The organism is Novosphingobium sp. (assembly GCF_030696665.1).
Lineage (GTDB): Bacteria > Pseudomonadota > Alphaproteobacteria > Sphingomonadales > Sphingomonadaceae > Novosphingobium.
In genome coordinates this window covers 323,372-347,585 of the sequence record NZ_JAUYRV010000046.1, presented here as the reverse complement: position 1 = coordinate 347,585, position 24,214 = coordinate 323,372, and the positions used below count along the sequence as shown (strand labels likewise).

The window sequence follows — 24,214 nt, the reverse complement described above, 5'->3', positions numbered from 1 at the left end:
CTCTCCCGTGCGTTACGTTGAGAGAGAATGTATCTTCGCCGTGGATGGTTAAAGCGTGGTCTCGGTGAACCCGCCCTTCACATCGTTGGTCACATCCATGCCCAACGCCATCTTGGCCACACCGATCACGCCCAGTTCGCCCGACCAGATCGAGGCATCGCCAAGGTTCATCCGCATGAACAAAAGATCAGGTGAGTCCGGACCACCGGGAAACCACGCCTCGACAAAGTTGTTCCAGTGCCGCTCCAGCGTGGCGCGATCAGTCTCCTCCACCAGCATGCCGTGGAAGCGGGCAAAAACATCGTGCCCCTTCGACGCATATGTGGCCGTCGCCCCACCCATTTTTGCAAAACGGTTGTCGCGGTTGGTGAAAAACCAGATCGCGCTGTTGGCGCCCTTGTCGAGTTGCGCCGTCATAGGCGCGGCTGAATCCGGATCATCGTCAAGCTGCAGCATGACGTAGGGCGATGACGACATAGCCTTCCAGAATTTTTCGCGCAGTTCCTCGGGATTCCCTTGGTCGTACTTCATCGGAAAATTGCCTTTCGTATGGTGACCTTGCTGATTGAACGGGGTGGGACGAGCCTGGTTCCCTGCCGGAACTGCCTGCAAATGTTGCGCAGGATGGCGCGATGATTCGGATTGCAACCTCGCCGAAACGACGGCGCATGGGCACAACCGCTGACCCAACCAGTGGCGATATGTGTTGCTGCGGTGCGGACGAATTCGCTGGATGAACGTTTCGCCACAAAATCCAGGTTGTTCAAATAGTTGGAGCGACCAGCGTTTGCGCGGTGAGCGTATCGAGAACCTCTTGCGGCATTGTCTCCACTGGGTTCCCTGCAACGAAGTCGAGCAGATCCTTCTTCAATCTCTCGGCGTGCGTGGCAAAAACGCCATGTGGCGCACCATCGTATTCCACCAACGTGGCATGAGGCACGGCCTTGGCAACCGCGCGCCCTGTCGCGTCAATCGGCACTGTCTTGTCTGACGTGCCATGAATCACAAGTGTCGGCACACGCAGCGATGCCAGATCTCCTCGGAAGTCTGTCGTTGCAAAGGCTTTTGCGGCCAACAGTGTGGGGCGCAGACCCGCTTGCATCGCGGTGATCCGCGAAGCTTGCAAAACCTCGTCACTCACCGGATGAGACAGCAACCCGACACCATAGAAGTCCTTGAAAAATGCCGTGAAGAACTTGGCACGATCTTCCAGCATGCCGTCGGTCATTTCGTCAAAAGTCGTTTGGGGCACACCGTCGGGGTTGTCGTCGGCTTTCAGCATATAAGGCACGACCGAAGAAATCAGCGCCACCCGCGACACGCCTCGACCACCGTGGCGCGACATGTAGCGGGCGATCTCGCCGCCACCCATCGAAAAGCCCACCAACGCAGCGCCCTCCTTAACGCTCATGGCCGCCATGACGTCTGCCAGATCGTCGGAAAAAGTATCGTAGTCATAACCGCTTGAGGGCTGGTGCGACCGACCGAAGCCGCGTCGGTCATAGGCAATGGCGCGGAATCCCGCCTCAGCCAATGCGTGGCTGACCGGATCCCAACTGTCGCAGGAAAGCGGCCATCCGTGGATCAGCACCACGGGTGGACCATCGCCCCATGTCTTGACGTAAAGGCTTGTCCCGTCGCGAGTTTCAATCATCGGCATGGCGCTACGTTCCTTGGGTTCTGGTTTGGTGATGACTAAACCGTTCGTCCCGTTTCGCGTTCCGCTTACTGTCTGCCCACATGTTCAGGCTGGCGCATTCCAGTTTAAGAACATATATAGAACGTATGCAGCAACTTTCCGTTCTGGAACGCCTTGAGATTCTCGCCGATGCTGCCAAGTACGATGCTTCCTGCGCATCGTCGGGCACAACCAAGCGCAACAGCACGGGCGGAAAAGGTATCGGGTCGACCGAAGGCATGGGCATTTGCCACGCCTACGCCCCAGATGGACGCTGCATCTCGCTGCTGAAAATTCTGCTGACCAATCACTGCGTGTTCGATTGCCACTACTGTGTGAACCGAAAAAGCTCGAACACCCGCCGTGCGCGGTTCAGTCCGCAGGAAGTGGTGGACCTGACGCTGTCCTTCTACCGCCGCAATTATATCGAGGGGCTTTTCCTCTCGTCCGGGATCGTCAAAAGTTCCAGCCACACGATGGAGCAAATGATAGAAGTCGCCCGTATCCTGCGGGAAGAACACGATTTTCGCGGCTACATTCACCTTAAGACTATCCCGGAGGCCGATCCCGGGCTGGTCGCACAGGCCGGGCTTCATGCCGATCGCGTCTCGATCAACGTCGAACTGCCCACGGTAGCGGGCCTCACGCGTTTGGCGCCCGACAAGTCTGCGCCGCAGATCGAAGGGGCGATGGGATCGTTGAAAGATGCCATCGTTGAGGCCAAGGATGCTCGCAAACGCTTCCGCCATGCGCCGAAGTTCGCACCTGGTGGCCAATCCACGCAGATGATCGTCGGAGCGGACGCGGCGACTGACGCCGACATCGTTGGCCGTGCCAGCACGCTTTATGACCGTTTCTCCCTGCGCCGGGTTTATTATTCCGCGTTCAGCCCAATCCCTGATGCCAGCGCGGTCCTGCCGCTAAAGCGCCCGCCTTTGATGCGCGAACATCGGCTCTATCAGTCCGATTGGCTGATGCGATTTTATGGGTACGCGCCGCACGAGGTGCAACAAGCGGCGGGTTCCGATGGCATGCTGCCGCTTGATATCGACCCCAAGCTGGCGTGGGCGCTGCGCTTTCGTGGTGATTTCCCGGTCGATGTGAACCGTGCGCCGCGTGAAAAACTGCTCCGTGTGCCGGGGCTGGGTGTAAACGCGGTCAATGCGCTGATCGCCGCACGCCGCCAGCGCCGGTTGCACCTGGCAGACGTGGGCAAACTCACCGTTTCGATCGCCAAGATGCGCCCGTTCATCGTCACGGAGGATTGGCGGCCGGTGCTGCTGGCTGACCGTGCCGATCTGCGCAGTCTCGTTGCGCCCGCAGCGCGAGGCGAGCAGTTGGAACTCTTTGCATGACGCCGTCCCGCGACCTGCCCTTGGCTGAGGCGTTCCGCATATCGCTCGCCGCGCCCGATGATTTTGATGGTTGGCGCGATGCGGCGCGCCGAATGATCTGCGCAGATGTGTCGCCAGACCGGGTAACATGGGAGTCTCCTGCTGATCAAAGCGCCGATCTTTTCTCCCGAGGCAACGGCCGCCTTCCATCGCCCCTCGTTGATGCGCCGCAGCCTCGCGCTTCCCGAGACTTCCTGCAACTTGCCCAAAGCGTGATCCTTCACTCTGATACAGAACGCTTTTCTTTGCTCTACCGCACACTGTGGCGGCTCCAATCCCTCCCACGCCTGATGGAGGACAAGGCCGATTCGGACGTGCGCAGGATGGAGGACTTTGCCCGGCAAGTGCGCCGCGACATTCACAAGATGCGGGCTTTCGTCCGCTTTCGCATTTTGGAGAGTGGAACGGGGGAGCACTACGTTGCCTGGTTCGAACCGGAGCATCACATCCTTCGCGCCAATGCAGGGTTTTTCACGCGCCGCTTCACCGCGATGCGCTGGTCCATCCTCACACCGCGCGGGACGCTTCACTGGGATGGGGAGGCGTTGCAGGAAGGCCCGCCAGCGACTCGCGCTGATGCGCCATCGGGCGATCCGGTTGAGGCGCTGTGGCGTGGCTACTTTGCATCGATCTTCAATCCGGCGCGCCTGAAGGTGGGGGCAATGCTCAAGGAAATGCCCCGCAAATATTGGAAGAACATGCCCGAGGCAGCGCTCATCCCCGATTTGATCGCTGGAGCGCAGGCACGCGAGGCGCAGATGGTCAAAGCGGGGGAACAGAGTTTTGGCGAGCGCCCGCCGAACCTCGATGCCATTGGCGCAGCGATCCAGGCGTGCCGTCGCTGCGAGATCGGCTGCAACGGCACCCGCGCCGTGATGGGTGAGGGGCCTGTCGCTGGTCCGCTGATGATCGTCGGAGAGCAGCCGGGCGATACCGAGGAAGCGCAAGGCCGTCCTTTTGTCGGCCCTGCTGGTCAGTTGCTGCGCACCCATCTGGAAACGGCGGGCATCGCTGATAATCAGGCTTACGTCACCAACGCGGTAAAGCACTTCAAGTTCGTGGCGCAGGGCAAGCGACGCTTGCATCAAACGCCGACCGCCAGAGAGATTGATATGTGCCGATGGTGGCTTGAAAGCGAACGGATGCTGGTCCAGCCCCGGCTCGTCCTTGCATTGGGAGCCAGCGCGGCACGCAGTTTGCTGGGCAAGACTGTGAGTGTGCAGAAAGTGCGGGGGCAGCCGCACGTGCTGGATGACGGTAGTGAGCTGTGGATCACCACGCATCCCAGCTATTTGCTGCGGTTACCGGAGCAGAGCCGCGCTGCCGAAGAGGTCAAGTTTGCGAATGACTTGCGCACGGTAGCCACAAGGCTTTCGGAGCTTTAGCCCAAGGCGCGGATCATCTCCAGAACAGGCGATTTCACGTAACCCGAAACTCAACTCCTGAGCCGTTCGATCCCCTGCGCCAGTGCGACATAGAGCTTGCCCATGTCCGATGACAGCAACGTCACACCCAGTGCATTACCGTCACGGGTGGAGAGCAACTGCCGCAGCATCGATTCAAAGTCGTGGATGTAGCGGTTCACATGCTCGCGAAATTCGCTCTCGGCCTCGTAGTGCGATTGCACCGCTCTGGCCTCGGCATTCTCCAGCAATGACACGGCGCGGCGCGTAAAGATGCCACGATCGCCACGCAGATACGACGCCCATGCGGTTTCCGATACGTCGACCGACAGTGCCTTGGCAATGTCGATTGCCGAGGAATTGAGCGATTCAGTAATCAGCGCGGCGCGGCGCGCGAAGTCGTTGTCGACTTGCTCTTCGGCCTTTTCGCGTGCGCGGCTCACCCGCGATTCAAGGTTTCCGGCCAGTTCATCGACTTTCGTCAACTGGTCGCGCATCTGTATTGCTGTCTCGCGGCTTGCCGATGCAGCCGCGTCAATGGCTTCCTCCAGCCTGCCGATCAGCTCTGCGGCACGGCCCTGCAAGACGCGGGCAATTGCGGCGCTGCTCTGTTCGCCCAGCCGGTCGGCGATCGCTTCCACTTCGCCAGCCGTACTGGCGCGGATGCTTTCGCCAGCTTTCCCTGCGGCATCAACAAGCTGGGCAATGGCACCCGACACGCGCTGTTCGATTTCGTCAGCCAATGCTGCACTGTCGGCCTTGGCTGCTGCCAGCATGTCACGCAGTGCCGCGATCCGCGCTTCGCGCTCGCTCGCCTGTTCGGCAAGAGTTTTCTGTGCCTGCTGCAATTCCTTGATCGTTGCCGACACCTCGCCGCGAGCGGTTCCGACCGTCTCCGACAGGGTCTGCCCGCCGTCGCCTGCCTCGCGCAGGGTGTCGCGCAGAGTGAACACCCGGTCTTCCAGCCCCCGCAGCCCGGCTTCAGTGCTGCGCAGCGCTTCGGGCATCTGTGTCCGTGTATGATCGCTGCCAGCCTGAATCAGTTCAAGCAGCCGCACTGCCGAATCCGTCAGCTCACCGATCTCAAGATCCGTCCCCGATAGCGCATGACGCATTTCGGCAAGTCGGCCATTGAGTGCAACAATCGATGTGTCGATGGATGCTGCTGCCTGAACGCCTTCCGCACCTGAACTGCCAAGAAGTGCGGTAAAGTCACTGACTTTCCGGCCAATTTGGTCAAACCGTGTTGCCAGATCCTCGGCCTCAGCCAGTTGCAGCTTGCGCTGGGCTTCAACCGCCAGGTCAAGCTCCGCAAGCTTTGTCGCCAGCCCCTCGGCAGCCAATCCGGCCGCCTGTTCCATCGCTACGCGGCGATGCGCAATGGCTTCGTCGATTTCGGCAAGCCGCCGTTCGAGGCTGGCTCGCTGGTCCTTCGCGTTCGCCTCAGCAGAGGCGCGCCGACGGGACAGTTGATCGTCCAGATTGCGAACGTCATCACCCATCTGCGTATGAAGCGCGCGTGCCGCGTCCTCAAAATGGCCAAGCTGGCTGGTAGACTGTGCCAGCACCGCTTCATGATCCGCAGCAAGCCGATTTAGCGCGTCGCGCAGCGCGGTAACATGCGCATCGCTGCGTTCACGCCATGCTGCCAGTGCGGCCTGTTCAGATTCCTGCGTCAAGCCAGCCTGTTCGGCACTGCTCCGCGCAAGTTCATGGAACCGGGTCTCGGCCAGCGTTGCCAGATCGTCTGACGCCTTGGTAAATGCTGCAATTGACCCTTCAACCCGTTCGCGCACCGACGCGACCTGGCGTTCGCTGGCAAGGCCGAATTCGTTGAGCCGCTGAAAGCCGGAAACCAGCTCTTCCAGCTGAAGGTGTGCTGTACGACCGGCGTTGCCGATGTTGTTCGTCACATCCTTGGCGGCGTTGGCAATCACCGGCAACTGCCCGCGCAACTTCTCCATGTTGTCGAGCGCCGCCGACGACACTTCTGCGATGCGGTCAACCTGCGCGCCGTTGCGGCCTACCAGTTCGTCAAGCCGGACGGCGCTTGATGAAAGGCGGTCGACGGCAACGCGCCCGAGCGATTCGAGATCGCGGCCCTGTGCGGCGATGAAGTCACGGGCCAGTGACAATTCGGTGTTGATCGAAACCAGACGCTTCTCAAGCTCGCTGGACTCGCGCGAGAGCGAAAGCGCCACATCGGCAAAGCGGTTCGCTTCGCGGCGGCTCGTGCGCATGACCAGAAGCAGCGCCACCATGACAAGCAGCGTCGGGGCCGACCATTGCGCGATCCACCACACCCATTGGTCTGGAGAAATCGCTTCGCGCTGCTTCAGGATCACTGACCAAGCGAAAAACGCGGTCCAGGCCGCTACGACAAGGCCAGCCAGTAGAGGGGGTATCCAGCTGAAATCGCGGGGTTTGGTATAGAGTTCGGCTTCGTCGTCCCATACCTGATCAGGCCGATCAAGGTTTCCTGGAGCGGGCATGCCGGGGGAGGGATCGAACTCCACAGCTTGCCCCAGCAGGAGTGATCCTTCCGGGGCGGCTGCCTCGAAAGAATCAGTTGCACCGGTGCCTGTGTCGGCACCCTCAATCGGATTGATCCGTGTTCCCCCGTTCATACGGTTGTGCATATCACGTTTTTGCAAAGGTCATAAACCCTGCCTTAACACTTCGCCACGTAGGCCGGTCATATGGCCTACGAAGGTGCTTCACTCGACGCCAATCTCGCCGTTGCCGCAGGGCACGATCCCGATTTGGTGCGCGAATTGCGCGCAGCGTTCATCGAAAGCGCCGAGCATCAGATCGATCTTCTATCGCGCGCACGATGCGACGGAAACTGGCAGGTAGCGGCGATGCGGCTCAAAGGGCTGGCTGCAAGTTTCCATGCCGATGGCTTGCTGTCATTGGCTGAGGAGGCCGTTGATACGGTCCCCGGCGATCCCTCGGTGTTGCGACGCCTGCGGCAGATGCTTGGCGATCTTGCAGTAGAACCCTGACAAGTTTTGCCGCCGCCTTGGCAGCGCGGCTCGCAACCTCTACGATACCCCGTCAGGAGGCAGGCGGGTGCGGGTCGCAGTTCTATCGCTGATCGAAGCCGCCAGGGCAGATCCGGGCAGCTTGCGAGGATACCTGCCTATTGGCGGGCGGTCGCTGCTGCGCCATCAGATCGGCCTCGCGCTGTCGCTTGGTGCGCGGCGGATCGTCGTCGTTGCCGAGGCCATTAGCGGCGAACTGGTGGCGCTCCAGCACTTTGCCGAAGCGGGAGGTGCGCAGTTCCACGTCGTTGCCACCGCGCGCGCACTGGTGCCCTTGCTCGCGCCCGAAGACGACGTGATCGTGCTGGGCGACGGATTGTTGGCAATGCCCGACACCCTGCGCGAACAGATCGAGGTGGGGGCGGTGATCCTGACTTTGCCCGTCGAAACCGCGTTGCCACTGGGGTTTGAGCGAATCGACATCAACCATGCCTTTGCTGCAGCCATGCGCTTTCCGGGGCGCATAGCGGCGGGGCTGGCCGATCTTCCGCCCGAATGGAACGCGCAATCCGCGCTGCTGCGCCTTGCCATTCAGGGTCGGGTTGCCCTTCGCAGCATTCCTTCTGCCGTGCTGGACGACGGGCGCTGGAGCATCCTGCGCGATGAGGACGAGGCACATTTTGCCGAACGGCGGTGGTTGCGCCTCCACACCCGCTTTGCCGGGCAAGAACCGGCCACGCCCGGTGAGCGACTTGCGATAGCCGTCGTCAACCGCTTTGGTCCGGCCATGTTGCATGCGGGCACCCGCCCGGCGCTGGTCGGGCTTGCTGCCGGTGCGCTGGGGCTGCTGGGCGGCGGGGCAGGGTGGCTCGGCAGTTTTGCCCTCGGGTTTGCGCTGCTCGGCCTGGCCTGGTTGGTTGAGCGGATGGCCAGCCTGCTTGGACAGGTAGAGAGCGATTCGTTGCTCGCCTCGGGTATCGCCCGGCGAAGTGCAGCGGCGTTTCACCTGCTGATCGACGCTGGGCTGGTGACTTTGGCCGGCTGGCGCAGTGGCCTGCCGGATGGGTCATTGATACCGCCGGGGGCAAGCATTTTTGCGCCGCTTTTGCTGGTCGGCGGGGCAAGATTGGTGGCTTTGGCATTGCCCGGTCAGGTGTGGGCGCACTGGCTTTCAGATCGCATGGTCATCGCTCTTTTTCTGGTCGCCGCCAGCTTGTTTCTGCCATTTGACGCAGCTATCGGCCTTGCCGTCATCGCCTTGTTCGGCGCATGCTTGTTGACGCTCCAGTTTGGCACAATTCCGCCCGAAACGGGACCAACGGCAGCCTCTGCGCCTAACCTGCAGTTAACCACTCGCCAGTAAGAACTTTCATATGGCCATGACTGCATCTGCTGGGACTTCATCTGCGGGCACCGATCCCGAAGCACGCCCCGGAGCGATAGAGGCGTTGCTCGGTCAGGATCTGTTCCACGCCGATCAGGCGATGCTGCACATGGGGCCGATTCTGCGGCACCTCCTGCAGAATGATGACCGTTCGATTTTCAGCGACGAAATCATCGCGCGGGTGCGCGGCATGCTCGCCGATGTAGCGCGCCAACTGGTGCAGGCTATGGGCGAGGCTGCAGGCCACGCCGATGCCGCCGCATGGGCGCGCGAGGCGGGGCCGGGCCTTGCCGAGATGTTGGCCGCCAGGCAGCCGCTACTGCACCATTTGCACATGCTGGCGGTTGAATGGCAATTGACCGAAAAATTGCAGGGCAGGCTTGCCATAGATCCAGTGCTCACGCCGCTTTTGCAAGACGTGATTGCCTCGCCCGACCCCGATCTCGCCGCGCGTGGCATGAACCTGCTGGCGGCGCAGGCCCGCTTTGGCCAGCAAGTCCGGCGTATGCAGATACCCCTTGCCGAACTTCCAACGCGTTTGCACGAAATCGCGCTGGCCGCGATGCAAGACTATGTCGGCGAAGACGCTGCCGGAAAAGCTGCGGCGGAAATGTCCGAAATTACCCTGCGGCAGCGCCGTTCCGTCGCGGCTTCACGGGTCGATCTGCTCGATCACATTGTCTCGGCGCTCGGGTCGGAACGGTCTGCCACGCTGCAATTTGATCATGCCGGTGTGGCGTTGTTCCTAAGCGGCCTTGCTGCCAATGCCGGGATCGCCCGTGAAACCGCGATCATGTGCACAACCGAAAGCCAGATGCCGCGCCTCGCACTCTCGCTTGTGGCCGCCCACGTCCAGCGCGAAGGCGTGGTCGCCACTTTCTCCGCGCTCCATCCCGACATCGCAGTGCCTGCTGGCATCGAACGGCTTGATCCGGCACGCGCGGCGGTGCTGCTGGCCAGCACGCCAATGGACGCGCAGGATTGAGATGACTGCCGCAGGGCCAATCCGCGCCCGCGCCGACGCGGCTGATCGTCTTGTCGAAGCCGACGAGGCACTGGCGGCGTTGCAAGTTCGCATCGGAGGCAGCTATCCCGGCGTAATCGCCATGCCCGCGTTGCTTGCACTGGTGCGCAAGGTGCGCGCCGAAAGCCTTGCGCTCACCGCAATGGTCGCGGTTGAGGACGAGGGGCAGCCGCTTTCTTTCCGTGCCAACGTTGTGCCCGAAGATGGCGGCACCCGCATCGCCATCACTGAATGGCGGCTTTCCGCCAGCGCCTGGACGACTGACCGAAGCGGCGCTGATGACGTTGCGCTACTGCGCCAACTGGCTGAGGCCCACATTGTTCTCGACGCGGAACAGCGCGTGATTTCCGGCTTCGTCGATGGAGCAGACCTTCATCCTTTCGCGGCGGCAGTGCAGCAAGGTTTCGGGCGTTATTGGACCGATCTGGTCACGGTTGAGAGCAGCAGTCATCATCAGCCGTTGCACTGGCGATTGCTTGATGATGCGGCGGTGCAGGTCGCAGGCTCTGTCCGGCGGTGGAATGCCCGGCTGTTGCCACTGCGCAACGGCGGGTTCGAACTGTTGCTGGTCGCCGAAACGGTGCTGGCCGAATCGCCGGGGGCTTTGTCTGGCACGGTTCAACCGTTGGCATCCAAGGCTGACTGGAAAGGCCTGCTTGGTCAAAATCTTGCCCCGGCGCTGCGCCTGCCGGTCAACCGGATCGTCGCCAATGCTGAAACGATCCGCACCCGCCTGGCGGGGCCGATTGCCGAGCCGTACGTCGGTTATGCCGGAGATATTGCAGAATCCGGGCGTCATCTGCTTTCGCTGGTCGAGGATCTTGCCGTTCTGGAAACGGTTGAAGACGAGAACTTCGCGCCTGCGCCAGACCACATCGACCTTGCTGATTGCGCGCGCCGGGCGGCAGGTATCCTTGGCGTCCGCGCGCAGGAGCGGCACATCGCACTCGCCCTGCCGTCGGAAGATGCGGCTGCCCCTGCCATCGGCGAATTTCGCCGCGTGTTGCAGATTCTGCTCAATCTGATCGGCAATGCAGTCCGCTATACACCCGGGCATACCACGGTGCGGATCGAAACCGGTTTCGATTTGGGAATGGCATGGCTCACGGTCGAAGATCAGGGTGACGGGATCAATCCCGAACAGGCTGACCGGGTGTTCAACAAATTCGAACGGCTTGGTCGTAGCGGTGATGGCGGCAGCGGCCTTGGCCTATACATTTCGCGCAAGCTCGCGCGCGCAATGGGCGGCGATCTTTCAGTAGAAAGCGCGGCGGGCGGCGGCGCCCGGTTCGTGTTGAGCCTGCCTGCAGACGCTTCGGTCCAGGCCTCAGCGCTAGGCTAACGGCGCTTTCCTGCACGCCACAGCGCAATCACACCAATCAGCATCAGGCCAGCGCCGATATAGGCCCACTGTGTCTGCGCCAGCATGAAGCTTGAAGATGGCCACATGATCAGGCCCAGTCCTTGGCCGGTCCAAAGGCCGCCCATAAGAAGAGCGGCGATGCCGAAAATCCTGAGAATTGTCGTCATCGCCGCTTGCTCCTAATTCGTTACGTCAATTTCTTAGCGTTCGCTCACCGGCACGTAATCGCGCGCAGTCGGGCCGGTGTAGAGCTGGCGCGGACGCCCGATCTTCTGGCCTGGATCGCTGATCATTTCGTTCCATTGCGCCACCCAGCCCACGGTGCGGGCAAGGGCGAAGAGCACAGTGAACATCGTGGTCGGGAAACCGATGGCCGAAAGGATGATGCCCGAATAGAAGTCCACGTTCGGGAACAGCTTCTTTTCTGCAAAGTAAGGATCGCTCAGCGCGATTTCCTCAAGCCGCAGCGCGGTTTCAAACAGCGGATCCTGCACGTTCAGCGCCGCAAACACTTCGCGCACGGTCGATTGCATCACCGTCGCGCGCGGATCGTAGTTCTTGTACACGCGGTGGCCGAAGCCCATCAGGCGGAACGGATCGTTCTTGTCCTTGGCCCGATCGATATAGTGCTGGATGCGGTCGGGCGTGCCGATTTCCTTCAGCATGTTCAGCGCGGCTTCGTTTGCGCCGCCATGCGCCGGACCCCACAGACAGGCAATGCCCGCAGCGATACAGGCAAACGGGTTTGCGCCCGAAGACCCGGCAAGTCGCACGGTCGATGTCGATGCGTTCTGTTCGTGGTCAGCGTGAAGCGTGAAGATGCGGTCCATCGCCTTTTCCACGGCGGGGATCACTTCATACTCTTCTGCCGGAACGCCGAAGGTCATCTTCAGGAAGTTGCCGGTGTAGGACAGCTTGTTGTCCGGATAGACGAAAGGCTGGCCGACCGAATACTTGTACGCCATCGCCGCGATCGTCGGCATCTTGGCGATCAGGCGATGCGAACTGATCTTGCGGTGGGTGGGGTCCGCAATGTCGGTGCTGTCATGGTAAAACGCGGAAAGCGCGCCAACCACGCCGCACATGATCGCCATAGGGTGTGCGTCGCGGCGGAACCCGCGATAGAACGTGGCAAGCTGTTCGTGCAGCATGGTGTGGCGCGTAATCGTGCGGCTGAAATCGCTGAGTTCCTGCGCGCTCGGCAATTCGCCGTTCAGCAGCAGGTAGCTGACTTCCATGAAGCTGGAATGCTCGGCCAACTGGCCGATGGGATAGCCGCGATGCAGCAGGACACCTTCGTCGCCATCAATATAGGTGATCGCGGAATCGCAACTGGCCGTCGAAGTGAAGCCAGGGTCGTAGGTGAACATGCCCGTCTGGCCATAGAGCTTGCGAATATCGATCACATCCGGACCGATCGTGCCGCTCCTGACCGGCATTTCAATGGTGCTGCCACCGGCTGTCAAAGAAGCCTGGTTATCGCTCACGCCTTAACCCTCCTGTTTATCTCTGATTTGCAATCACTTACCCGGCTCAAGCCGCTGAATCGCCAATGCGGGCCAGCGACTCATCCCTACCGAGAAGCGCCAATACGTCGAAAATCCCCGGCGAGGTAGTCTGTCCCGTCAGGCTTGCGCGCAACGGTTGGGCAATCTTGCCCAAGCCTATCCCAAGCTCCTCGGCCATTTGCTTTACCGTGGCCTCGAGGCTTTCCGTTGTCCAGACGTTTTCGCCCTCAAGGCGGCTTAACACCTTGCCAAGAATGGCGCGCGCATCGTCGGTGAGCAGGGCAGCGGCTTTCTCCACCATCGGCAAAGGCCGTTGGGCAAAGAGGAATACTGCCCCGGTTGCCAGCTCATTGAGGTCCGCTGCGCGCACTTTCAAAACCGGCATGGCCTTTGCCAACAGGTCTGTGCCGCTGGCAACATCGAAGCCCGGCTCCAGCGTCGCCAGCTTGGGTGCTACCAGATCCGCCAGCCGCCGATCTTCAGCCTCGCGGATGTAATGGCCGTTAAGATTGAGCAGTTTCTTGAGGTCGAACCGCGACGCGCCCTTGTTCACATCGCCGATGTCGAACCATTCCACCGCCTGATCGCGGCTGATGATTTCCTCGTCACCGTGGCCCCAGCCAAGCCGCAGCAGGTAATTGAACACCGCTTCGGGCAGCAGGCCCATTTCGTCGCGATAGGCGTCAACTCCCAGCGCGCCGTGACGCTTGGAGAGCTTGGCACCATCGGAGCCGTGGATCAGTGGGATATGGCCATAGACCGGATCGGGCCATCCGCCCTCGATCGCCTGCATCGCGCGGATCACCACCAACTGGCGAAACGCGTTGTTGATATGGTCGTCGCCCCGGATCACATGGGTGACGCCCATGTCATGATCGTCCACGACGACCGCCAGCATGTACGTCGGCGTACCGTCGGAGCGCAGGATCACGAAATCGTCCAGTTCACTGTTCTGGACGGTAATCGAACCCTGCACCTTGTCGTCTATGGTCGTCTCGCCATCACGCGGAGATTTCATGCGGACGACATAAGGCTGGCCGTCCGGCCACTGGTCTGCGCCTGCATCGCGCCATTCGCTGTCGATGCGGAAGGGCCGACGCTCAGCCTGTGCCAGTTCACGCCGTGCGGCCAGTTCTTCCTGCGTCAGATAGCAGCGATAGGCATAGCCCGCGTCCAGCATCTGATGCGCGACTGTGGCGTGGCGGTCAGACCGGGCGAACTGGAACACAGGTTCCGCGTCTCCGCCAAGGCCAAGCCAGTTCAGCCCGTCGAAGATCGCCTCAATCGCCGCGTCGGTAGACCGCGCGCGGTCCGTATCTTCGATCCGCAGCAGGTATGTGCCGCCATGATGGCGCGCATAAAGCCAGTTGAACAGCGCAGTGCGCGCGCCGCCAATGTGCAGGAATCCCGTGGGCGAGGGCGCAAACCGCGTGACCACTTTGCCCTTTGCGGGTGATCCTGCGGAAATGGTGTCAGTGGCGCTTGCCATTGGCCGCGCTTTCCTTTGCTTTGAATGTCATGGCGTCCCCGGCGGCAGATGGACCTGCGGCAGATATTCCCGCCGCCGATCCGGGCACTGCCCCGGCCGGACGAGCGCGGCATTGGGACATCCGCGTGCGATTGTCCAGCGTGCTTGCCAAGATGTTTGAGCTTGCAGACGGCTTCCTTGATTCCCACCCGTTCGAACGCGGGCTGTGGCTGGTGGTGGCCTTCGCAGCGGGGATCGTGGCGTGGGTTGCTCTGCCCACGCAGGCGGACTGGACCGCACTCGTGCTCACCGCGCTCGCCACCGCGCTGATCTCGCTGCTGTTCCTTGATGAAGCGCGCCTTCCTCACCTGCGGCTTGCCTTGTTCGGCTTCGCTGTGATGCTTGCGGCAGGCACTGCTACCGTCTGGACAAAGTCCGCACTGCTCGGCCAACCGGGAATAGCGCGCCCCATTGTGGTCACGCTGGAGGGCAGGGTGCTTGAACGGCGCGAGGAGCCGGCCAAGGCGCGCGCGCGCCTGCTCCTCATCGCCCGGCTGCCGGAATTTGCCGAGGCCGTCCGCGTCCGCGTTAACCTGCCGCTCGGCAAGGACTCACCCGCCATCACCGAGGGCGCACAGATACGCGTTCGGACCCGCCTGATGCCGCCTGCTGCACCAATGCTGCCCGGCGCTTATGACTTCGCGCGTACCGCATGGTTCAACGGCCTTGCCGCTACCGGCAGCGCGCTGGGCGAAGTGACGATCATCTCTCCGTCGATGCAAGGCGCAACGCTGCGTGGCGCGCAGCGCGCGCTGGCCGATCATGTCCGATCACAACTCAGCGGATCCCCCGGCACAATCGCCGCTGCATTGGCCAGCGGAGACAGGGGCGCAATTGCTACGGCGGACGAGGACGCTATGCGCGACGCGGGCCTCACGCACCTGCTGTCAATCAGCGGTCTTCACGTCAGCGCGCTGGTTGGCGCGGTCTATTTCCTCGTCGCGCGCCTGCTTGCCGCCATCCCTTGGGTCGCACTGCGTATCCGCGTGCCGATTGCCGCTGCGCTGATGGGGGTGCTGGCGGGGATCGCTTACACGCTGCTCACAGGGGCAGAGGTGCCGACCATCCGGTCGTGCATTGGCGCGCTGCTGGTTCTGATCGCGCTGGCGCTGGGTCGTGATCCGCTTTCCCTGCGGATGGTTGCGGTTGGCGCGCTGGTGGTGATGCTGTTCTGGCCGGAGGCGGTCGTCGGACCCAGCTTCCAGATGAGTTTCGCCGCCGTCATTGCCATCATTGCGTTCCACTCCGCCGCCCCGGTGCGCGGCTTTCTCACCGCAGAGCATCACGGCCCGCTCGTCCGCATGGCGCGCAACCTGATTTTGCTGCTTGCCACGGGTCTCGTCATCGAACTCGCGCTCATGCCCATCGGCCTGTTCCATTTCCACCGCGCTGGCGTGTACGGTTCGCTGGCCAACGTCATCGCCATCCCGCTGACCACATTCGTCACCATGCCACTTATCGGCCTCGCCCTGTTGCTCGATAGTGTTGGCATCGGCGCGCCTGCATGGTGGCTTGCTGGAAAGAGCCTCGAACTGCTCCTCGCGCTCGCCCACTTCGTGGCAGCGCGGCCCGGCGCAGTGACCATGCTTCCGGCCATTGCGCCGTGGACCTTTGCACTGTTTGTCAGTGGAATGCTGTGGCTCGCGCTGTGGACCGGCAAGGTTCGTCTGTGGGGTGCGATCCCGGCTGGCTTTGCGGTCATCGCCATGATCGTCACACCGACGCCGGATATACTTGTCACCGGAGACGGCCACCACGTCGGCCTGACGGGCGAGGGCGACGATCTGATCGTTCTGCGCATGGGCCGGGGTGATTACATGCGTGACAACTTGCTGGAACTTGCCGGTATGGAAGGCACCCTCCGGCCGATAGATGAATGGCCCGCCGCTCGCTGTAACGATGACTTCTGCACAGCCACGATTAACAGCAATGGCAAGCGGTTCACGCTCCTGCTCTCCCGCAGTCGTGCCTACATCGACGAAATGTCCCTCGCTGCAGCCTGCGAACGCACCGACATCATCGTATCAGACCGCCGCCTGCCGTTCTCCTGCCGCCCCCGCATGTTGAAGGCTGACCGTCGCTTTCTGGCCACCACCGGCGGATTGGCTGTCGACCTTGAAACCGGCGCGATCAGGACAGTGGCGCAAACGCAAGGGCAGCACGGCTGGTATCGCTGGCCAGAGCCTCTGGCTGACCGCCGGAACGATCAGCCCCAGCCCCAACCTGAACCTTCAAGCTTACCCGCGCTAACAGGTGCGGCGAGCAGATAACCCCTTCGCTCAATGATACCGGCGCAGCAACCCTGCCAGCTTACCCTGCACGGCTACCTCATCGGGCCTATAAAACTGCGGATCATAGGCAGCATTTGCCGGATCGAGCCGGATCATGCCCTTTTCCCGGTGGAGGTACTTGAGCGTCGCTTCCTCGCCGCGCACCAGCGCCACAACGATTTCACCGTCGCGTGCGATGTCGGTCTTGCGGACCAGCGCGTAGTCTCCATCAAAAATACCGGCTTCGACCATCGAATCCCCGGACACTTCCAGCGCGTAATGTTCACCCGCGCCAAGCAGGGCGGCAGGCACCGGCAACGTGGCGGTGGTTTCAAACGCTTCGATGGGCATGCCTGCTGCAATCTTGCCATGCAGTGGCAATTCGATCACGTCATTCGCCGGGGCTGGCGTTGCCTTCGCCATACTGCGCAGCGGGGTAAGCGCCGTGTTGGCGTTTGCCGCTTCTCGCACGGGCGCGGCGGGTTTGCTGACGGAACTGTCAGGCTGGCGCAGCACTTCCAATGCGCGCGCTCGGTTAGGCAAGCGACGGATGAAGCCCCGTTCTTCCAAAGCCGAAATCAGGCGATGAACGCCAGATTTTGATTTGAGATCGAGCGCTTCCTTCATTTCCTCAAATGAAGGAGAAATACCGGATTCCTCCAGACGGATCTGAATGAAGGTGAGCAGTTCATGCTGCTTGCGCGTCAACATTGGCGGTTCCTCCGCAGGTGAACGAATGAGGAACGGATAAGCAACTTCGATTAACCCGTCAAGCAATACCGCCATTTTCGAGCAGGTAGACCGGAACATCCGTTCCCGTTGCCTTCTCCTGCGCCCCGGCCTCCCGCACGATCAGGGCGTTGGCGCGCGCCAGTGGCGAGAGTGCGCCCGAATCCTGCAGCGGATCGAGGCTGACGCTCACCCCATCCCAGACGCCGCGCAGAAACTCCATGCGGCTGCCGCCTTTCCCCAGCGGCCCTGCCAGCCGCGCCGGAATGGCGCGCGGCAACGGCATGCTTGCGCCAAGCGCGGTGCGTAGCAACGGCAGCAGAAACAGGAAAGCCGTGACGAAAGCCGAAGCAGGGTTGCCCGGCAGGCCAAGGATCACCTGATCCCCGCGCCGCGCAACAAGCAAAGGCTTGCCCGGCTTGATCCCGACCCGCCAGAAATCGATTGATGCGCCCACCGCCGCCAACGCAGGGCGCACCAGATCATGGTCGCCCACCGAAGCGCCGCCACTCGTGACGATCACGTCAGCATCGCCAGCGCTTTCCAGTGCAGCAGCCAGAGCCTCCAGCTTGTCCGGGATCGGGCCAAGGTGCCGCAATTCCACCGGCAACGCCGCTGCCATCGCGCAGAGCATCGGGCCGTTGCTGGCGGGCAATTGGTGCTGGTCTGGCAAAAGCCCCGGCAGCACCAGTTCATCGCCGCTGTCGATCACGGTCAGCTTCAGCCGCCGCCGCACTGGCAGATGGCTATACCCGGCCGCGATGGCCAGGGCGATCTGCGCTGCACCGATGCGGGCACCCGCTGCCAATAACGCGGCCTCGGCAGTGAAATCCATGCCTGCTGGGCGGATATGACGCGCCCGAGGCATCGGAGGTTCGCCGGTAAGCCGCATGTCGCAGCCATCACGTGCTGCGTCTTCCTGCAAGAGCACCATGTCGGCGCCGGCCGGAACAATCGCGCCCGTGCTGATCCTTACCGCTTCACCTGCACCGACAGTGCCACCGAAGGGATGGCCCGCCGCGCTTTCGCCGGTAACGCGCCACGGGCCGCGCAAATCGGCGGAGCGCAACGCATAGCCATCCATCGCCGATAGCGGCGCTGCCGGCTGGGTGCGGCGCGCGTGCAGCGGTTCGGCAAGGTAGAAGCCAAGACATTCTCCCACCACGCGATGTTCCACCGGCAGCTTTGGAGCAAGCGCCAGCAACCGCGCCTGCGCTTCGGCAAGGGGGAGCGGCGGTGTCCTCACGCGTCTTCCGCCCGCCATGTGCCGGACTTGCCGCCGCGCTTCTCGATCAGGCGGATGTTTTCGATCACCATGCCTTTGTCGAGCGCCTTGGCCATGTCGTAGACCGTCAGCAGGGCGACCGACACGGCGGTCAATGCTTCCATTTCAACACCGGTGCGCCCGGTGAGAGAAGCGGTGGCAGTGCAGTCCACGCCGCTGTCGGTGAAGGCAAGGTCAATGTTCACTGCATCCAGCGCCAGCGGATGGCACAGCGGGATCAGATCGCCGGTTTTCTTTGCGGCCATGATGCCGGCAATCCGCGCGGTGCCCAGCACGTCACCCTTGGGACCATTGCCTTCCCGCACCGCTTGCAAGGTCGGCGCGCTCATGCGGATGGCACCACGCGCGATGGCGACGCGCTGCGTTTCGGCTTTGCCGCCCACGTCGACCATGCGGGCGGTTCCGGCCGAATCGATATGGGTCAATCCGTTCATTCAGTGCGCCCTTTCCCTGAACAGGTTTACACAGTTTACACAGTCCAGAGAGAGAACTCTCAGGCCCCGGCGGGACATCGCAATGGCCGGATAGGTGGCGGTTTTCAAGGTGGGGAGGCGGCTTGCGGACATAGGGCGATTCTGACAGTGCCGCATTGTGTAGGACAGCGCTATTTCTCGCTCTCAACCGCCTTCTTCAGCGCATCGGCCACTTGCGCCTGCGTTGCCGCCACGATCTTCTCGACGCCCTCTGCATTGGGGTGGACATTGTCGCCCAGCATCAGCGCGCTGTTGCCAAGGACAGGTTGCAGGAAGAAAGGCACCAGCCCGGCCTTGTGCTTTTTGGCCATATCCGGCCAGATCGGGTTGAATCGCTCGGTATAATCCGCACCAAGGTTGGGGGCGGCGAGCATTCCGGTCAGCACCACGGGAATGCCGCGCCGGTCAAATTCGGTGAGGATCGAATCGAGGTTGGCGCGCGTTTCTTCAGGCGGCAGGCCACGCAGCATGTCATTCCCGCCAAGGCCAACCAGCGCCAGCGTGGGCTTGACCGGTTGGTTGTTCAGCGTGAAGCCGAGCCGCTGCAGCGCGGCGGACGTGGTATCACCCGAAACGCCCGCGTTGACGACCCGCGCCGGGGTGCCGCCAGCGTTCAGCGCTGCCTCCAGACGCGGCGGATAGCCTTCACCGGGCTGCAGGTTGTATCCGGCGTAGAGGCTGTCACCAAAGGCAAGAATGACGGGTGCGTCAGCGGGAATGGCAGCGGCAGGGGCGGATGCCTGAGGCGAGGCGGAAGCCTTTGATTCAGGAGCATCTTCTGCAGAACATGCGGCCAGAAGCAGGGCGGCGAACAGCGCGATCTTTCTCATGCCCATGCAATACGCGTTCATTCCGGGCTTGTCGAAGGGTGTTGCGACAAGGGTTGGGCGAGCGCGATCCCGCTGCGCCGCTCAGGATTATGGAAAGGGTGGACCACGCACATTGAAACTCGCCAGTCGCGCACCCAAGTGCCGGTTGCACGTTGCAACCAATCCATGCCACTTGAGGCCCGTGACAAACACCACATCCCCGGTCATCGCCGCTTCCGCCCTTACCCTGTCGCTCGGTTCAGGGGAGGCGCGGGTAGAGATACTGCGCGGCATCGACCTGACAGTCATGCAGGGCGAAAAGCTCGCGCTGCTTGGGCCATCAGGATCGGGCAAATCCTCGCTGCTGGCGATCCTTTCCGGGCTTGAGCGGGCGAGCGGCGGCACGCTGAACGTAGCCGGCGCGGATTTTACGTCGCTGGATGAAGATGGGCTGGCGGCGGCACGACGGGGGCGCATCGGCATAGTGCTGCAGGCCTTCCACCTGCTGCCCACGATGACGGCACTTGAAAACGTGGCGACCCCGCTGGAACTGGCAGGCATGGCCGATGCGATGGCGCGAGCCGAAGCGGAACTGGTGGCGGTTGGCCTTGGTCACCGCCTGCACCACTATCCGGCGCAGCTTTCGGGCGGAGAGCAGCAGCGGGTGGCGATTGCGCGCGCGCTGGCGCCCAAGCCCGCGATTCTGTTTGCCGATGAGCCGACTGGCAATCTTGACCATGCCAATGGCGATGCCGTGGCCGATTTGCTGTTTGCCCGCGCAAGCGAAGCGGGCGCGACGTTTATCATGGTGACGCACGATGAAGCGCTGGCCGCGCGTTGTGGGCGGATCGTGCGGCTGGCCGATGGGCAGATCGTGTCTGATGCCGTGGCGGACATGAGCGCATGAACCTTTCGTGGAGCGCTGCCTGGGGATTGGCGCGGCGAGGGCTGGACTGGCGGTTCAAAGGCTTGCGACTGCTGCTGGTGTGTCTTGTGCTGGGCACGGCGGCGCTTTCGGCCATCGGTACGCTGACCGGCGCGATTGAGAGTGAACTGGCAGCGCGCGGGCGCGAGATGCTGGGCGCGGATCTGGAATTCACTCTGGCCGCGCGGACGCCTGCAGCCGATGAGCGCGCGGCGATTGCGGCTTTGGGCGAGCTTTCCGAAGGCGCGCGCATGCAGGCGATGGCCCGCGTGCCGGGTGCTGATACCCGCACGACGCCTATCGAATTGAAGGCCGTCGACGCGAAATGGCCGCTTTATGGACGGTTTACGCTGGTTGGCGGCAAGCAGGCCGGGGCGCCTCAGGGCATGACGGCGTGGATTGCGCCGGGTGTGGCAGACCGTCTTGACGTCAAAGTTGGTGATCGCCTGCAAGTGGGTGAAGCCGTGCTGACCGTTGGCGGCGTCATCGGATCAGAGCCTGACCGGCTGGCCGAAGGTTTTTCACTCGGGCCAACGGTGATTATCGGCAAGGCGGCGCTCGATGCGTCAAAGCTGGTGCAGCCGGGGTCGATGGTGCGTTCGAAGCTGCGCGTAAAGCTGCCTTCCGGGGCCAATCCGGTGACGGTGGGTGAAAGCATCAAGGAGCGTTTCCCGCTCGCCGGATATGAAGTGCGCACACGCCAGAAAGCTTCGCCAGGTCTGGACCGCTTCGTTTCGCGCATGGGGCAGTTTCTGGTGCTGGTGGCGCTGGCTGCCTTGGCGATTGCCGGGATCGGCATTGGCAACGGGGTCAATTCCTATCTTGAGGCGCGGCGCAGTTCGATCGCAACGCTCAAGATCCTTGGCGCGTCGAGCGGAGACATCGCGCGGATTTACTTGCTGCAATTGGCGGCAGCGTCCTCGTTGGCAATCATCGCCGGGCTGATGATAGGGGTGAGCGTTACGCCGCTGCTGGGCCGGGCGCTGCAAGGCCTGTTGCCGATCGAGCCGGGGTTCGTGTTCGATTGGCGCGCACTGGCGATTGCAGCAGCATATGGCGCATTGATCGCGCTGACCTTTGCCGCGCCACCGCTGGTGCGGGCGCGGAGTTTTCCGGCGATGGCGCTGATGCGCGCGCGGGTCAGTCCGCTGGAAGGCGGCTGGCGCGGGGCGGTGCTGCCCGTTGCGCTTGGCCTCGGCGGAATTGTTGCGCTGGCGGTGCTGACTGCGCCGCAAAAGCTGCTGGCGGCGGGGTTTCTTGCAGGTGCAGCGGCGCTGTTCGTCCTGCTTTCTGCGCTGGGCTGGGGTGTGCAGAGGCTGGCGGCGCGGGTGCCCAAGCCCAAGGGAGCAATCGCGCGGATGGCGCTGGCGAACCTGCACCGACCGGGCGCGCAAACGTCCGCGCTGGTGGTCGCGCTGGGGTTCGGTCTTTCCGCCTTCGTGCTGCTGGCGGGCGTGCAGACCAGCCTTGATGGCAACATCGCGCAGCGGGTGCCGAACAAGGCGCCGGATTACTTCGTGCTGGACCTGCCGCTGGGCAAAGTCGCGGCGTTCGATAGCATCGTGAAGGCCGCCGCGCCGGGGGCCGAGGTGCGCAAGGTGCCGGCGCTACGTGGCAGCATCGTTGCCTATGGGCCGGAAAGCGCGATGACGCGGGTCGCCGATCTCAAGGAAATACCTGAAAACGCTTGGCCTTTGCGCGGCGACCGGGGGCTGACATATTCTGCCGAGGTGCCGGAGGGCAACGCGCTGACGGCGGGCGAATGGTGGGCGACTGACTACGCCGGGGAGCCGCTGGTTTCGGTCGACGACGATCTGGCCAAGGCACTGAACCTCAAGCTGGGTGACCGGATTTCCGTTTCAATTCTGGGGGTTGAGCGCACCGCGAAGATCGCATCGTTCCGGCGGATCGATTGGGAAAACATGGGCTTCAACTACGTGCTGGTGTTCAGCCCGAACGCGATTGCCGATGCACCGCACAATCTGGCGGCGACCATCAGCTTGCCGGAAAAGGAAAAAACGCCAGAAGTGCGCCGCGTAATCCTTGGCGGGCTGGTAAAAGCGCTGCCATCAAGCTCGGTCGTCGAGATCGGGCCGGTGTTGGGGCAAGCGCGGGAAATCCTGTCGCAGATGGGCACGGCGATCCTTGCGGCGGCGAGTGTTGCGGTGCTTTCGGGCATGGCGGTGCTGGCAGGAGCCATCGCGGCAGCGCGGGAACGCAAGACTTATGACAACGTGATCTTGAGAGTGCTTGGCGCGAGCCGCAAGCAGCTTTTGGTGCTGCTGATGGCCGAGTATGTGCTGCTAGGTGCACTTCTGTGCGCTTTGGCATTGGCGCTGGGCAGCGGTGTGGCCTGGGCCGTGGTGGTGTGGCTGTTCGAGTTCGACTGGCTGCCCGATTGGCCCCGGATTCTGGGCGTTCTGGGCGCTGGCGTAGGGCTTGTGATGGTGCTGGCGGTGGGTGGCTCGCTTGGTCTGCTGCGGACGCGACCGGCGCAGGTGCTGCGCGAACTCTAGCCTTGCAACAGTTCGCGCGTCGCCGCCGCGACATCGGCTTGACGCATCAGCGCTTCACCGACAAGGAACGTGCGCGCGCCGCACTTTTCGAGGCGGAGCAGGTCGGCGTGGGTGTTGATGCCGCTTTCGCTGACCATCAGTGTGCCTTCGGGAGCCAGCGTGGCGAGGCGTTCGGTGGTGCCGAGGTCGGTGACGAAGCGCTTCAGATCGCGGTTGTTAACGCCGATCAGGCGGGATTTGAGGCGCGCGGCGCGCTCCATTTCCGCTTCGTTGTGAACTTCGACCAGCGCGTCCATGCCGTGTTCGTGGGCGGCGGCTTCGATTTCGGCCATTTGCGCGTCTGACAGGCAGGCGGCGATGATCAGGATGGCGTCGGCACCGATGGCGCGCGCTTCGGCGCACTGCCACGGATCGACCATGAAGTCCTTGCGGATCACTGGCAGGGTACAGGCGGCACGGGCTTCGATCAGGTAGTCCTCATGCCCCTGAAAATAGGGGGCGTCGGTGAGGATCGAGAGGCAGGCGGCTCCGCCAGCCTGATAGGCGCGCGCGTGATCTGCGGGGCTGAAATCGGCGCGGATCAGGCCTTTGGAGGGGCTGGCCTTTTTGATTTCAGCAATCAGGGCGTAGCCGGTTGCCGCTTTGGCGCGCAGTGCTGCTTCGAAACCGCGCGGGGCGCTTTGTTCGCTGGCGCGGGCGGCTAGGTCTGCGAGGGAGACTGCAGCCTTGCGGGCGGCGACTTCGCTGCGCTTGGCGTCGCAGATTTCGGTGAGCATGTCGGTCATTTGCGGGTGCTTTAGCGAGGTTGCGCGGTTGGGGGCAAGTGTGTCTTTCGACAAGCCCACCCCGCTGCGACTAACTTCACTGCGTTCAGTAAGTCTCGCGGCCCTCCCGCCTGCGGGAGGGCATGGTCGTAGCGCTGACTTGCTCCCCTCCCGCAG

Annotated in this window: 20 protein-coding genes; 9 read left to right on the top strand and 11 right to left on the bottom strand. The window is 62.6% G+C overall.

What is annotated here, in order from left to right; all coding sequences use genetic code 11:
- Window positions 1–48 precede the first annotated feature (48 nt).
- Window positions 49–531, bottom strand: a complete 483-nt coding sequence (locus Q8R81_RS14510) for a pyridoxamine 5'-phosphate oxidase family protein (protein ID WP_305618990.1) — start codon at window positions 529–531, stop codon at window positions 49–51.
- Between the two features lie 232 nt (window positions 532–763).
- Window positions 764–1,660 (bottom strand): alpha/beta fold hydrolase, encoded by an 897-nt coding sequence (locus tag Q8R81_RS14505; RefSeq protein ID WP_305618988.1) that lies wholly within the window; start codon window positions 1,658–1,660, stop codon window positions 764–766.
- A 125-nt stretch (window positions 1,661–1,785) separates the two neighbouring features.
- Between Q8R81_RS14505 and Q8R81_RS14500 the strand changes: the two genes are divergently transcribed.
- Both Q8R81_RS14500 and Q8R81_RS14495 read left to right on the top strand, forming a co-directional pair.
- Window positions 1,786–3,033: a putative DNA modification/repair radical SAM protein gene (locus tag Q8R81_RS14500; RefSeq protein WP_305618987.1), complete on the top strand. Its 1,248-nt coding sequence runs from the start codon at window positions 1,786–1,788 to the stop codon at window positions 3,031–3,033.
- Window positions 3,030–4,457, top strand: coding sequence for a UdgX family uracil-DNA binding protein (locus tag Q8R81_RS14495; RefSeq protein ID WP_305618986.1), 1,428 nt, complete (start codon window positions 3,030–3,032; stop codon window positions 4,455–4,457). The genes Q8R81_RS14500 and Q8R81_RS14495 overlap by 4 nt, the downstream gene beginning before the upstream one ends.
- Before the next feature lie 50 nt (window positions 4,458–4,507).
- On the opposite strand, the gene Q8R81_RS14490 is transcribed toward Q8R81_RS14495, so the two are convergent.
- Window positions 4,508–7,102 carry a hypothetical protein gene (locus tag Q8R81_RS14490; RefSeq protein WP_305618985.1) on the bottom strand — a complete coding sequence of 865 codons (2,595 nt, stop codon included), beginning with the start codon at window positions 7,100–7,102 and terminating at the stop codon, window positions 4,508–4,510.
- 72 nt (window positions 7,103–7,174) lie between these two features.
- Here Q8R81_RS14490 and Q8R81_RS14485 point away from each other — a divergent pair, with 72 nt between their 5' ends.
- The 4 genes from Q8R81_RS14485 (at window position 7,175) to Q8R81_RS14470 (ending at window position 11,209) form a co-directional block, all read left to right on the top strand.
- A complete protein-coding gene (locus Q8R81_RS14485; protein WP_305618983.1) occupies window positions 7,175–7,480 on the top strand; it encodes an Hpt domain-containing protein in 306 nt (101 codons plus the stop codon).
- 67 nt (window positions 7,481–7,547) lie between these two features.
- Window positions 7,548–8,822, top strand: coding sequence for a hypothetical protein (locus tag Q8R81_RS14480; protein WP_305618981.1), 1,275 nt, complete (start codon window positions 7,548–7,550; stop codon window positions 8,820–8,822).
- A 16-nt stretch (window positions 8,823–8,838) separates the two neighbouring features.
- On the top strand, window positions 8,839–9,828 hold the full coding sequence (locus tag Q8R81_RS14475; protein WP_305618980.1) for a hypothetical protein: 990 nt from the start codon (window positions 8,839–8,841) through the stop codon (window positions 9,826–9,828).
- Between the two features lies 1 nt (window position 9,829).
- Complete coding sequence (locus Q8R81_RS14470) at window positions 9,830–11,209, top strand: HAMP domain-containing sensor histidine kinase (RefSeq protein ID WP_305618978.1); 1,380 nt, start codon at window positions 9,830–9,832, stop codon at window positions 11,207–11,209.
- Here Q8R81_RS14470 and Q8R81_RS14465 read toward each other — a convergent pair.
- Genes Q8R81_RS14465 through gltX form a run of 3 tightly spaced genes read right to left on the bottom strand, consistent with a single transcriptional unit; the run spans window position 11,206 to window position 14,227 of the window.
- Window positions 11,206–11,397: a hypothetical protein gene (locus tag Q8R81_RS14465; RefSeq protein ID WP_305618977.1), complete on the bottom strand. Its 192-nt coding sequence runs from the start codon at window positions 11,395–11,397 to the stop codon at window positions 11,206–11,208. The two genes, Q8R81_RS14470 and Q8R81_RS14465, sit on opposite strands and share 4 nt — an antisense overlap.
- 33 nt (window positions 11,398–11,430) lie before the next feature.
- Window positions 11,431–12,717 carry a citrate synthase gene (locus Q8R81_RS14460; RefSeq protein WP_305618976.1) on the bottom strand — a complete coding sequence of 429 codons (1,287 nt, stop codon included), beginning with the start codon at window positions 12,715–12,717 and terminating at the stop codon, window positions 11,431–11,433.
- A 46-nt stretch (window positions 12,718–12,763) separates the two neighbouring features.
- The gene (gene gltX, locus Q8R81_RS14455) at window positions 12,764–14,227 is read right to left on the bottom strand and encodes a glutamate--tRNA ligase (RefSeq protein ID WP_305618974.1); all 1,464 of its coding nucleotides are present in this window, start codon (window positions 14,225–14,227) and stop codon (window positions 12,764–12,766) included.
- Between the two features lie 29 nt (window positions 14,228–14,256).
- Here gltX and Q8R81_RS14450 point away from each other — a divergent pair, with 29 nt between their 5' ends.
- Entirely contained in the window at window positions 14,257–16,536 is a 2,280-nt protein-coding gene (locus Q8R81_RS14450) for a ComEC/Rec2 family competence protein (protein ID WP_305618972.1), read from the top strand.
- Between the two features lie 9 nt (window positions 16,537–16,545).
- Here Q8R81_RS14450 and lexA read toward each other — a convergent pair whose 3' ends face one another.
- The 4 genes from lexA to Q8R81_RS14430 all read right to left on the bottom strand — a co-directional run bounded on the left by lexA (window position 16,546) and on the right by Q8R81_RS14430 (window position 19,853).
- On the bottom strand, window positions 16,546–17,247 hold the full coding sequence (lexA, locus tag Q8R81_RS14445) for a transcriptional repressor LexA (RefSeq protein ID WP_305618971.1): 702 nt from the start codon (window positions 17,245–17,247) through the stop codon (window positions 16,546–16,548).
- 58 nt (window positions 17,248–17,305) lie between these two features.
- On the bottom strand, window positions 17,306–18,511 hold the full coding sequence (locus tag Q8R81_RS14440) for a molybdopterin molybdotransferase MoeA (protein WP_305618970.1): 1,206 nt from the start codon (window positions 18,509–18,511) through the stop codon (window positions 17,306–17,308).
- Window positions 18,508–18,984 (bottom strand): cyclic pyranopterin monophosphate synthase MoaC, encoded by a 477-nt coding sequence (gene moaC / locus Q8R81_RS14435; protein WP_305618968.1) that lies wholly within the window; start codon window positions 18,982–18,984, stop codon window positions 18,508–18,510. Before moaC ends, Q8R81_RS14440 begins: the two co-directional genes overlap by 4 nt.
- Before the next feature lie 170 nt (window positions 18,985–19,154).
- Entirely contained in the window at window positions 19,155–19,853 is a 699-nt protein-coding gene (locus Q8R81_RS14430) for an arylesterase (RefSeq protein WP_305618967.1), read from the bottom strand.
- 181 nt (window positions 19,854–20,034) lie between these two features.
- On the opposite strand from Q8R81_RS14430, the gene Q8R81_RS14425 reads away from it, so the two are divergent.
- Both Q8R81_RS14425 and Q8R81_RS14420 read left to right on the top strand, forming a co-directional pair.
- The gene (locus tag Q8R81_RS14425) at window positions 20,035–20,739 is read left to right on the top strand and encodes an ABC transporter ATP-binding protein (RefSeq protein WP_305618966.1); all 705 of its coding nucleotides are present in this window, start codon (window positions 20,035–20,037) and stop codon (window positions 20,737–20,739) included.
- A complete protein-coding gene (locus Q8R81_RS14420; RefSeq protein WP_305618965.1) occupies window positions 20,736–23,273 on the top strand; it encodes an ABC transporter permease in 2,538 nt (845 codons plus the stop codon). The genes Q8R81_RS14425 and Q8R81_RS14420 overlap by 4 nt, the downstream gene beginning before the upstream one ends.
- Here the strand turns inward: Q8R81_RS14420 and trpC are convergent.
- Window positions 23,270–24,058 carry an indole-3-glycerol phosphate synthase TrpC gene (gene trpC, locus Q8R81_RS14415; protein WP_305618964.1) on the bottom strand — a complete coding sequence of 263 codons (789 nt, stop codon included), beginning with the start codon at window positions 24,056–24,058 and terminating at the stop codon, window positions 23,270–23,272. The two genes, Q8R81_RS14420 and trpC, sit on opposite strands and share 4 nt — an antisense overlap.
- Window positions 24,059–24,214: the final 156 nt, after the last annotated feature.